Here is a 12,075-nt window from a genome sequence, read left to right on the forward strand (position 1 = left end):
CTCAACACTGCGGACCGAAATAAGCGCTGGGCAGTGCCCAGCGATGTTTTTTTAGCTTGGGTTGTGCTTACAGGCCAAGCTTGACCAGACGCTTGGTATTTTCTACATCCAGTTTTTCCGGGTTATCACTGAGGATGGTATTCCCCTTGGTTTTGATTTCACCCATATCGCCCAGTTTGACGCCGTCTTTAATTGGCTCGCCGTTCATCATAGCGGTTGCGACTTGCACGAATACCTTACCGGCCACCATTGGATTGGAAATATAGCCGCCATCAATAGCGCCTTTCTCTAACAGCTTGATGCCTTGACCCGGTGTGAAGGTACCGAATACGCAGGTAGTGTCGTTTTTCTTACGTTTATCAATTGCGCGGCCAGCTCCAATCGGGCCTTGTGAACCGAAGGACATAATGCCTTTCAGATCTTTATGTTTAGAAAGTAAGTCATTGGCGGTACGCATGGAGTCATCCACCGATTCTGCGACGCCGAAGCGGTCTTCAACCAGGACCATTTTTGGGTAATGTGCTTTTTGATAAGCAATGGCAGCATCGGCCCACTCATTCACCAGTGGCACAGTCAAACTACCGACAAACATGGCATATTTGCCTTCCTCACCCATGCATTGCGCCATATCTTTCATATGGTTAGCGCCCATGCTTTGGGTGTCTAACAGCTCAAAGTCCCAGTCAGCATTGGTTTGGCCTGGTGATTCGTGAGTAATGACTTTAATGCCTGCTTCCTGCGCCCGTTTCAGTACTGGTTCCAGTACTTTGGCATCATTTGGCACCACACCAATCACATCGACTTTCTTGGCAATCAAGTCTTCAATAGCACGGACTTGCTCGGCGGGGTCTGCGGTGGTTGGCCCGACTTGCCAGGCATTAACACCCAGAGCTTTACCTTCTTCTTTAATGCCCTGTTCCATCACATTGAACCAAGGAATACCCCCCACTTTTACTACTACGCCCATAGTGAATGGCTTATTGGCTTTTTGTGGGACTTTACTGTCATCCGCCCAGGCAGCATGGGAAGAAATTAATGCGGTTATTAAGCAGGGTAAGATTAACTTTTTCATTATTAAATCCTCTGAAAGAACCATTTTAGAAAGCATCAAGACATCCGACCTTATATTGATATAAGGCAACTTGGCTTATTTTTTATTGTGTGACAATTTCACTGGTGTTGACGCATTATTCCGATGAATAATTTATTACTTATCTGATTCAATAATATTTAATTTTGGATTATCACTGCGATAATTTTGTGAACTTAATCTATTCGTAATAAGAATATCGACTTCATCCAGCATGCATATTTTACAAAATGCGTACTGGTCAAATTTACTGGAGTCGGCTAATAATATTTTTTGCCCCGAGACTTGTAGCATAACTTGTTTTAACTTGGCGTTAATGTCATTACCATCACGCACCCCACTTTCCTGATTAATCCCTTGGCAAGAGAAGAAAAAGGTATTGATCTGGAAATTGCGTATGGCATTCTCCGCCACCGGGCCATGGAAATCATCATGGCGGGCAGAATACTCACCGCCAATACCAATAATGCGTACTTTGTCACGGCAGGCCAGTGCCTGGATAATCTTCACCGAGTTGGTGACGACGGTAATCTCAATGTCCGGGATTTGCCGTGCCAGAAACCAACAAGAGCTACTGTTATCCAGTAAAATACAATCGCCCGGATGAATAAATTGTAACGCTGCTTTAGCAATTTTCATTTTAGTATCAGGGTGTTCCTCCGTACGCTTACGGAAAGATTCGGCCCGATCAATAGCATTAAGGCTGTAGTGGGTCTCTTTAATATCAATGACTGATAGGTCTGGGCCATCCAGTGCCACCGCACCACCAAAGCTACGGATCAGTTTTTGCTTTTTTTCCAGCACCGTCAGGTCACGGCGAATAGTTTCTTGCGAGACCTGGCATAAGACAGATAACTCAGTTACCAGCGCTGAGCCTTGCTGCTGCACATGGCTACAGATGATTTTATAGCGTTCGGCTTGTAACATATTTACCTCAAAAATTGTCTTAGCGCTTAATGCTAAAAAGCACCCATAACATTCATGTTGCTATACCTGAAGCCGTTGGTATTGCAGGTAGCACGTCTGCGGCTTCAAATACGATGGTGATATATTGGTATTTATCTGCTGTTTATACAGTGACTGAATTCAAGTATTGCTTTAAGCGGTGTTTTCCCCTGACTTTATGTGACAAATTTCGCATATTTTGTTTTTTTGTTGCCTTGTTTTCTATTGGTGATGTGATGCAAATCTCATATAAAGGGCTTCTTTGTCTTACTGATAGTCAATTTTGGTAATGAAAACACAGATTCGGGCATTGATTTAATGACCGATTATGACCGAGTCTGATTGTTTGCTTCTGTTTTGGGGCGGGACGGTACTCTATCCCCTTTAATTTAGTCATAAATAGGGTTAGGTTAGTTTGCAGACGGGTGTTGTTTTTTTGCATGGTCAATCCTGCGCTAAATAATGGTTTTTAATTCACTACTGTCAGTTAATTATTATTTTTAATTAATGTGTTCTCGCGGTAATCGGTTCAATTGCCAATGACACCACAGATGGCATTTGTATGTTCACAAACAGTGATTAAATAACCTGACGAAGCTGTATGCATTTTTCTGATTATTAATTACCGTACTTAATACTATTTCATGAGGTGGCATTATGTTAGAACAATTAAAACAGCAGGTTTTTGAGGCTAATTTAGCGTTACCGAAATATAAATTAGTCACGTTTACTTGGGGGAATGTTAGTGGTATTGATCGCGAGCGCGGGTTGGTGGTGATTAAACCTTCCGGTGTTGAATACGATACCATGAGTGTGAATGACATGGTGGTGGTGGATTTGGCAACCGGTGAGGTGGTGGAGGGAAATAAAAAACCTTCTTCTGATACCGATACCCATCTGGTGCTATATCGGGCCTTTCCCGAAATAGGTGGTATTGTCCACACCCATTCTCGCCATGCCACCATTTGGGCGCAGGCGGGAATGTCGCTCTCAGCATTAGGCACAACCCATGCTGATTATTTCTATGGTCCCATCCCATGCACCCGCCTTATGACTGATGCCGAAATTGCCGGTGACTATGAATATGAAACCGGCAATGTCATTGTCGAAACCTTTGCCCATCAGGCGTTAAGTGCGGGGGAAATTCCGGCGGTTCTGGTTAATGGTCATGGCCCGTTTGCCTGGGGTAGCAATGCGGCCAGTGCCGTGCATAACGCGGTAGTGCTGGAAGAGATTGCTTATATGAACCTGTTTACCCATCAGCTTCAGCCAGCAGTAGCTAACATGCAGCAAACATTGTTGGATAAACACTATCTGCGCAAGCATGGTGCAAAAGCCTATTACGGTCAGTAAGGTGAATGGCAACTTAGTGGCGTAGTGCGAGTCTGCGCCATCAGTTACTCTGCATCTACATTGGAAATGACCTGTTCTACATCATCCAGCGTTCCGATTTTTACCTCTCCCGTTCGGCACATCTTACTTTTGTCGATCAGTAAAATGGATTGGGTGGCACGCTTTAACAGCATGGTCTTAAATTCGGCATTAAACGGGTTTGAATCCCATAAGATGCCATCGGCATCAATACCTTCGCACGAGAAAATAAACAGATCAATTTCGATGGTTTTTAGCAGTGAAAAGAGTGCGGGATTAACGTAGCAGGCATATTTACGCTGTAAGCGGCCACCGGCACTGATTAACTCAATATTTTGGTGTTTCACCAATTCCTGGCAAATCCGTACACTATTGGTAAACACCGTTATATCGATATCGGGCAGCTTTTTGGCTAAATACCAGCAGGTGGAACTGGCATCCAATGCGATCACCATTCCACTGTCAATCAGTGACAGGGCATGGTCAGCAATGCTGGCTTTGCTGGACAGGTGACTTTTTAGGCGGGTGGTAAAAGGATCGCCGCTGTCTTTGGTGGCACGCTTAATGCTTTTGGCGCGCCCGTGCTGGCGGATGATCAGCCCTTGCGCCTGTAACTCGTTCAAGTCACGGCGAATGGTCTCTTGGCTGACTTCAAGTAACTGAGCCAGATCGGCGGTTGTCAGCGTTTCATGTTGTTTGATATGTTGCAGGATTTTCTGGTGACGAGACGCTTTCATGATCCTCTCCGTCAGCAAAGCCATGTATACATTGGTTGATATTAATATATTGGTTAATACCAACACATCAGTTAATACCAACAAAGAGTACATGGCTAAAGGGGTGAGGTTACGTGATCTCGGGTTTAAAAAACAGGCGTCACCCCTTTCTTTAACAGAATATTGCCGTACTTGGCGGTCTCTCCGGTGATGACGATGGCATAGGCTTGCTGAGCGCGCTGGTAAAACGCAAAACGATCAATGCGCTCTACTGGCAACGCTTCTTGGCTACCAAACAAGGCGTGTAAATAGCGTTTTTCAACTGAGGCATCAAGGGTGTCGCCTGCCACCGCTGCCATCATCACCAATGGTGGTGCGTAGCTGTCCAGTTCAAATAGCGGAATGGTGGCTGCTAGCAATGCACTAACAGATAAGCCATCGGCATGAATCACCAATGGGCCACCGTTTTTTCCAATCGCGTGCGCCGGGAAATGGGCATCTGAAAAGATTATTTCATCACCGTGCCCCATTTCCGCCAGTGTTTTTAGCAGTTGTGGTGACAGTAATGGCGAGATGGTTTTAAGCATGAATGGCTCCTTCAATAATGGGATATGGGCTGTCGCTCAGTGCCTGATAAAGCGGTTGTTGCTCGCCAGGCTGATAGTATTGATAGCGGTAATTGACCTGCTCCCGCGCTTGTTCAGCACTGCGGTAATAGCCAGTGGCACTCCAAACAAACAACGCCGCCCCCAAAACCGTGGTTTCAGCTTCATCGATCACTTTAATGGGCAGATTGAGCACATCGGCTTTGATCTGGTTCCACAAGGTATTACGGCTACCGCCGCCAACCAGCAGCAGTTCGCGGGTACGGAATTCACCAATTTCTTCGAGTAATGACAAATTGCTTTTTAACTGCCAGGCAAGGCTTTCCAACGCAGAACGGTAAAAGTGCCCACGGCGCGCCGCCAGCGAGACCCCTTGCCAGCCGCCCGATTGGTGATGCTGAGCACTGCCCAGCAGGTTGCAATTCATGCGTACGCCATTTGCCCCAGGCACGATAGCCCCGGCCTCGCTAATCATTTGCTGGTAGACCTCGGCACTGGCTTCATCATGCCAGTACAACTGCCGCACCCATTCCAATACCCCTGAAGCCAGCCATTGCAAACCAGGGTTAAACAACGTTGGGCAGCTATCAAGTTCACAAGTGGAACCGGCAAATTGTGGCAATAGCGTCGTATTCACTTTTGGAGTCCGAACCATCAGGATTTCCCAAGTACCGGATGACAGCACCGGTTGATCCAAATCGGCACCCGAACCAAATAGTGCAAACTGGGTATCGTGACCGGCTGATATCACCGGCAAACCCGCGGGTAACCCTAACTCAGCGGCGATATCTGGCAATAGTTGACCAATGATTTCACCGGCGGCCACCATCGGTGGGAATAAATCAGCGTGAATACCTATCTTTTGTAAAATCGTGCTGCTGAATTGCTCACGTTTGACATCCAACAGTTGGCTGGTGCCAGCCATGGTGCGGTCGGTGGTAAATTCCCCGGTGAGGCGATGGTTGATTAAAGATGAAATAAACAGCCAGGCATGGGCTTGTTCAACTAAATCGGGGCGATTTTCCTGTAACCAAATCAACTTGTATAAGGTGTTAAAACTGAACTGACCGATACCGGATATTTGCTGTAACTTTTCAGCAGACATATAGCGGGAGATACTCTCCATCACCGCCACGGTACGCGGGCATTTCCAACTGATAATGGGGTACAGCATTTTGCCGTTGGCATCTACCAATGCACCGTCTACACCGAAGGTAGTGACAGTCATGCCATGGATCTTATCCTGATGAATCTGTGGCATTAATTGGCGGCAACACTGAGCGAAACTGTGCAAGATCCCATCGAGCGGCCACAACTGCCATTGTGGATTAGCCGGATCGGGTTGGCTGTGGTTGGGCATTACCGCTTTTGCTACCACCACGCCTTGAGGATCGACTGCGATCGCCCGGATATTGGTTGCGCCGCAATCTAGAACGATGACCACATCGCGCTTCATAAGTGCTCCTGTTACTGCTGTCAGGCAGAAAATGTCTTGCCACGGGGCGGATAACGCGCAACGAAGGGGATGTGTGCCGCCGGGCGATAACGGCGTAAACCGCTAAAACCCTTGGGCACAATAAACCCTTCATTCACCTTGCTGACAGCAAGGGTTGTTTTATGACTTAGGTGAGAAGTGCTCCACACTTACGAGCCTGCTCAAACATCACATTATCTTTTGTATAGTGGGCCGTAATTTTGGCAGGCACGGTAATCCTGCCCTTCGATATCCATACCGTGCGCGCCCCACGCAGTTGGCCGGTAAACACTTTCTTCTTCGACGTTATGCATGCATACCGGGATGCGTAACATTGAGGCGAGTGTAATCAGGTCTGCCCCGACATGGCCGATGGTCAGCACGCCATGGTTAGCTCCCCAGTTCGCCATTACCGAATAAACATCACTGAATGGCCCTTTGCCGGTCAGGCGTGGAGCAAACCAGGTGGTTGGCCAACTTGAATCGGTACGTTTGTCCAGCGTGTCGTGAACGGATTTCGGTAATTCGACACTCCAGCCTTCGGCAATTTGCAATACCGGCCCGACACCTTTAATCAGATTGATACGGCTCATGGTGAATGGCACACCGCCACGGGTCAGGAAGCGCGAAGAGAAACCGCCGCCACGGAAGTATTCATGGATAGCTGGGCACCATTCGGTTGCTGCCAGACAAGCATCGGCTTCTTGTTGGCTCACTTGCCAGTGTGGTTTGATGGTAGGTTTACCCTGCGCATCGTTTTGGCGGCAAGTGCCGTCCAACGCGGCAGAACCTGAGTTAATCAGATGGATAATGCCGTGTTCGGCAGCCCCTTCCAGTTGATGGCCGGTGACCCGCTGTACTGCTTCCGGTGACCAGTAGGTACGGACATCGGCAAAGATCTGCGCGGTGCCGGTCAGAGTATGGCCAAATAGCATTGCCACGCCGTTCAAACTGTCGTTTTCGGTGGCGACAACCATCGGTTCACGCACGCCGTTCCAGTCGAACGAGCTATTCAGCAAGGCTTCAGCGGTATCGCCATTTGGATATTGATCTGTCCAGTGGCGCTGCCCCTGGAAACCGGCAGCAATGGCGTTATAGCCCAAGGCTTCCTCACCAAAACCTTTCGTTGCCAGCGTTGGATTACCTTGCATCATGTCGCGGATACAGAGCGCCATTTGCAGGCTTTCACGCAGTACCGCGCGGCTGCTTTCCGGTGAACGGCGGTATTGTTCTGCGTTCTTATCCGGCCCGTATTTGAAGTTTTTATCCGCCCATGACAACGCCAGTTCTAGCTCTTGCTCGTCATAGATTTTCTGATCAATGCGGCGGCGCAATTCTGTCATATCGACCGCTTGCACTTTCATTCCTAACCAGGATTCAAAGAAGTTATGGTCAACAATGGAGCCGGCAATCCCCATGGATACGCCACCGAGGGAGAGGTAACTTTTGCCCTTTAAGCTGGCAACCGCTAAACCTGCACGAGTGAAGCGCAGCAGTTTTTCCTGCACATCAGCAGGAATACGCGTGTCATTAGCATCCTGCACGTCATGGCCGTAAATGGAGAAGGCTGGCAATCCTTTTTGATTGTGCGCCGCCAGTGCTGCTGCCAGATAGACCGCGCCAGGGCGTTCGGTACCATTAAAGCCCCAAATAGCTTTCGGGCGGAACGGGTCCATATCAATGGTTTCGCTGCCGTAGCACCAACAAGGTGTCACCGTGATGGTCAGCCCAATATTCTGTGCGCTGAATTTATCGTCGCAGGCGGCGGATTCTGCCATTCCGGCAATGCAGGTATCAGCAATGACACATTCAACGGGCGTGCCGCAAGGATGACGTACCACTTCTTGCAGAAACTCTGCGGTGGCACGGGCCATTTTCATGGTTTGCTCTTCCAGCGATTCACGTACGCCCATTCTGCGTCCATCAATGACCGGGCGAATGCCAATTTTAGGTAATTGAATTGTCTGTTTCATTATTGGTCCTTGTGTTCAGTAGCAAGAATTTAATGTTAATTTATCCGTTACCCGTATTATTAATTAACGGGAACCGTTTTGTACTTGGCGAAAATAAAGATAATGGCAAAGCATAAAGCAGGGATAATTTCAGCCGTAGGTATGTTCCCTGCTGCATCGCTAACTAATCCCATAATTGGGGTGACGATGCCACCCCCGACAATAGTCATAACAATAATAGATGCACCATATTTAGTGTCTTGATTTAGATTCTTAATGCCTAATGAAAATATGGTTGGGTATTGGATTGACATAAACATACTGCACAAGGTGAGTGCTAATAACCCAATGTGTCCGCCGAAAGCTGCAGAGATAATACATAACAACATAGAGATAAATGCATAAGCGGCTAAAACCTTCTCTGGTGCGAAGCGAGTAATTAACCAGGTGCCACTGAATCGGCCGATAAAGAAACATACCATGGTAGCCGTTAAATAATTAGCCGCATATCCCGGTGTAATATTAGGTAACTCTTCAATGGCATAGCGAATTAAATAACTCCAACATGCGGTTTGTGCGCCGACATAACAGAACTGTGCTAATACTGCCCAGCGCCAATGTGTTATCTTTAATAACCGTGGTAGTGATGCAAAGAAAGAACCGTTATGCGTATCATCCGATTCACTTTTTATTGCCGGGAAACGGGTAATCAAAATTAATAACGCAACAAAAATCACCACCGCAACAATAATCAGATAGGGTAATTGAACAGCTTTTACTAAACTATGATGATAACTATTCAAATCCGCAGCAGACAATTTATCCAGCACTTCTTGTGTTTGGTGGGGCACATTGGAGAGTATTAAGCTTTGGCCGAACACCACTGCAATAATGGCACCGAAAGAGTTAAAGGTCTGTGCTAGGTTAATACGAAAGTGGCCGGTTTTTTCTGGCCCCAATACGGTAACAAAAGGATTGGCGGCCGTTTCCAGGCAACCTAAACCGGCAGCAATAATAAATAAACCAATTAAAAACAAGGTGTAATTCATCGTCTCGGCAGCCGGCCAGAACAACGCCGCCCCAAAGGCATAGAACAGTAATCCGGTAATGATCCCCGCCTTATAGCTAAACCTTTTCATCAGGATCCCGGCAGGTATTGGGATCAAGAAGTAGCCAAAATAGAAGGAGGATTGAATCAGCCCAGCTTGGAAGTTGGTCAGGGTGAACGCCTGCTGAAACTGAGGCAACAAAATATCATTTAGGTTGTTTGCTACTGCCCAAAGGAAGAACAGTGAGCACAGTAATGCGAAAGGAATCAGATATCTTTTTTTATTTGCCGACTCGTCACTTACCGAGGCGGAAATTTTAGTGCTATCTGTTTGTATTAAAATATTTCCCATAATGCCCTCGTCAGATACTTCAATAGTCCGAAAGTTTGTAATGTTCGACGGAGTTATTCTTTGTTTAATGAGTGATACTTTCTCTGGCGAGCCATAATTGCCTGAGTGACAAATTTAAATACCCTCATTGCGATAAGTCCCGTTCTTTATAAGGTAAAAATCGCTAAAAAATATGAGCTGAATCACATTGGTAACTCAATGCTGATATTTTGTGATGACAGTCACTTTAAATAAAAACATTTCATGACCGTTTGAAATGAATTGTGTTTCAAACACACATAGCTAATGACCGATTGTTCTATTTCTGTCACAAACGGTCAGTTATCGAGAAATAGCCCGGTATTTAATCATTCAGCGTCATTTGACCGTTTGCCTATATTGTTTTTTCAAACGGACATTTCATGTAAACAAATAAGATCTAAATCACGATGAAGTCATGAATAGTCATGACATGGCTCACATTTTGGTGTGCTTTATTTTTCAGTTTAACTAAATGAGCGAAAGATATATCCACAGTTATTAAGGTTTATTCGTCTACATCCATTATTCAATGCATTTTTATATTTAGGTATTTGCATCTTAAGAGAGGAACAAATGAAGAGAGAAGCACTGGCGCGCGATATTATCAATACTTGCCTGGAAATGACCCGCTTAGGGTTGAATCAAGGGACGGCTGGCAATGTTAGTGTGCGCTATCAGGATGGGTTTTTAATTACGCCTTCCGGTATTGCCTACGACAAGCTTACGGAGTCGCATATTGTTTATATCGATGCCAGCGGTCACCATGAGCCTGGCAAAGTCCCTTCCAGTGAGTGGCGTTTTCATCAGGCGGTTTATCATACCCGGGCAGACGCCAATGCGGTGGTACACAACCACTCGGTTCATTGCACCGCAGTATCAATTCTTAACCGCTCGATCCCTGCGATTCATTACATGATTGCTGCTGCCGGTGGCGATGATATCCCCTGTGCGCCCTACGCCACTTTTGGTACTAAAGCGCTGTCTGAACATGTCGCCGTGGCGATGAAGCACCGCAAGGCCACGCTGTTGCAGCACCATGGCCTGATTGCATGTGAGGAGAATTTGGCCAAAGCGTTGTGGCTTGCCCATGAAGTCGAGGTGTTGGCAACACTGCTGCTGGCTATCTTGCCGATTGTCGATGAGGTGCCGGTGTTATCCAAAGAAGAGATCAGCGTGGTACTGGAGAAATTCAAAACCTACGGTTTACGGGTTGAAGATTAGCGTGTGGGTTAAAATACCGAGAGGAATCAGTGATGAACAGAATGATTTTAAACGAAATGGCGTGGTTTGGGCGCGGTTCACTGGATGCGCTTACCGATGAGGTTATACGGCGGGGATATAAAAAAGCGTTGGTGGTTACCGACAAAATACTGATGGAGTGCGGTGTCGCGGCTTGCCTAATCAGACGCTTGGAACAGGCCGGCCTGGATTTTGCCATCTTTGATGCGGTAACGCCCAACCCGACAATCGCCATTGTACAACAAGGTGTGGCTGTTTTTCGCCAAAGCGAGGCTGATTATCTCATCGCGCTGGGCGGTGGTTCGCCACAAGATACCAGCAAGGCCATCGGCATTATTATCAATAATCCTGAATTTGCCGATGTGCGCAGTTTAGAAGGGGTGGCTGACACCCGCAACGCTTGCGTACCGATTCTGGCTATTCCAACCACCGCCGGTACTGCGGCAGAAGTGACCATTAACTATGTGATTACCGATGAAGAGCGGCGGCGCAAATTTGTTTGCGTCGACCCTCATGCTATTCCGGCAGTGGCATTTATTGATGCGGACATGATGGACAGTATGCCAGCGGCACTGAAAGCTGCGACCGGGGTTGATGCTTTAACTCACGCCATCGAAGGTTATCTGACCAAAGGGGCGTGGGAATTGACGGATGCTTTGCATCTTAAAGCCATTGAAGTCATCAGCCGTTCACTACGGGCTTCCGTGCAGGGTGATGCCGCCGCCACCGAAGATATGGCTCTTGGGCAGTATATCGCCGGAATGGGATTCTCAAACGTAGGGCTGGGGTTGGTTCATGGTATGGCACACCCTCTGGGGGCGTTTTACAACATGCCGCACGGTGTCGCCAATGCTATTTTACTGCCTTATATCATGCGTTATAACGCCGCTTATACCGGTGAACGCTTCCGTCAAATCGCGATGGCGATGGGCCTCGACAATGCCCTGAGTGGGCCATTGGCACAGGTTCGTGAGCGAACCATTCAGGCAGTAATTGAATTGAACCGTGATATTGGTATTCCGTCATCCCTGAGCGCGGTGGGTCTGCTGGCCGATGATATTCCGGCGCTGGCTGCGGCAGCCTTCGCGGATGTATGTACCGGCGGTAACCCGCGTGAAGCGTCGATTGATGAAATTATGGCGCTGTATCATCAGGCTTGTTAAACCGAACGGCTATTTGTCACAGATTCATCATAAAGCAGTGAGAGTAGGGTAATCCTCACTGCTTTATTGATACCAGACAATTCTTGTTCCCCACATAAG

The 12,075-nt window shown here is 47.3% G+C and carries 10 protein-coding genes; 3 read left to right on the forward strand and 7 right to left on the reverse strand.

The genetic code is table 11. The annotated features are described in order from the left end of the window. Nucleotides 1-67: 67 nt before the first annotated feature. Nucleotides 68-1,072, reverse strand: a complete 1,005-nt coding sequence (locus tag A6J67_RS08145) for a substrate-binding domain-containing protein (protein ID WP_005181931.1) — start codon at nucleotides 1,070-1,072, stop codon at nucleotides 68-70. A 135-nt stretch (nucleotides 1,073-1,207) separates the two neighbouring features. Continuing rightward, entirely contained in the window at nucleotides 1,208-2,017 is an 810-nt protein-coding gene (locus A6J67_RS08150; protein WP_005181936.1) for a DeoR/GlpR family DNA-binding transcription regulator, read from the reverse strand. 675 nt (nucleotides 2,018-2,692) lie between these two features. Between A6J67_RS08150 and A6J67_RS08155 the strand changes: the two genes are divergently transcribed. Next, complete coding sequence (locus A6J67_RS08155; RefSeq protein ID WP_005181939.1) at nucleotides 2,693-3,388, forward strand: L-ribulose-5-phosphate 4-epimerase; 696 nt, start codon at nucleotides 2,693-2,695, stop codon at nucleotides 3,386-3,388. A 44-nt stretch (nucleotides 3,389-3,432) separates the two neighbouring features. Here A6J67_RS08155 and fucR read toward each other — a convergent pair whose 3' ends face one another. The 5 genes from fucR to fucP form a co-directional block, all read right to left on the reverse strand. Continuing rightward, a complete protein-coding gene (gene fucR / locus A6J67_RS08160) occupies nucleotides 3,433-4,143 on the reverse strand; it encodes an L-fucose operon activator (RefSeq protein ID WP_032905532.1) in 711 nt (236 codons plus the stop codon). A gap of 125 nt (nucleotides 4,144-4,268) precedes the next feature. Next, nucleotides 4,269-4,709, reverse strand: coding sequence for an L-fucose mutarotase (gene fucU / locus A6J67_RS08165; protein WP_032905533.1), 441 nt, complete (start codon nucleotides 4,707-4,709; stop codon nucleotides 4,269-4,271). Next, nucleotides 4,702-6,183: an L-fuculokinase gene (gene fucK, locus A6J67_RS08170; protein WP_032905534.1), complete on the reverse strand. Its 1,482-nt coding sequence runs from the start codon at nucleotides 6,181-6,183 to the stop codon at nucleotides 4,702-4,704. The genes fucU and fucK overlap by 8 nt, the downstream gene beginning before the upstream one ends. Nucleotides 6,184-6,395: 212 nt before the next feature. Then, nucleotides 6,396-8,174, reverse strand: a complete 1,779-nt coding sequence (fucI, locus tag A6J67_RS08175) for an L-fucose isomerase (RefSeq protein WP_005181947.1) — start codon at nucleotides 8,172-8,174, stop codon at nucleotides 6,396-6,398. Between the two features lie 59 nt (nucleotides 8,175-8,233). Next, nucleotides 8,234-9,553 (reverse strand): L-fucose:H+ symporter permease, encoded by a 1,320-nt coding sequence (fucP, locus tag A6J67_RS08180; protein ID WP_005181949.1) that lies wholly within the window; start codon nucleotides 9,551-9,553, stop codon nucleotides 8,234-8,236. A 594-nt stretch (nucleotides 9,554-10,147) separates the two neighbouring features. Here fucP and A6J67_RS08185 point away from each other — a divergent pair. Continuing rightward, a complete protein-coding gene (locus A6J67_RS08185) occupies nucleotides 10,148-10,795 on the forward strand; it encodes an L-fuculose-phosphate aldolase (protein ID WP_050072585.1) in 648 nt (215 codons plus the stop codon). A gap of 29 nt (nucleotides 10,796-10,824) precedes the next feature. Continuing rightward, nucleotides 10,825-11,976: a lactaldehyde reductase gene (gene fucO, locus A6J67_RS08190; RefSeq protein ID WP_050296861.1), complete on the forward strand. Its 1,152-nt coding sequence runs from the start codon at nucleotides 10,825-10,827 to the stop codon at nucleotides 11,974-11,976. The last annotated feature ends 99 nt before the right edge of the window (nucleotides 11,977-12,075 follow it).

Source organism: Yersinia sp. FDAARGOS_228 (assembly GCF_002073315.2).
GTDB lineage: Bacteria > Pseudomonadota > Gammaproteobacteria > Enterobacterales > Enterobacteriaceae > Yersinia > Yersinia intermedia.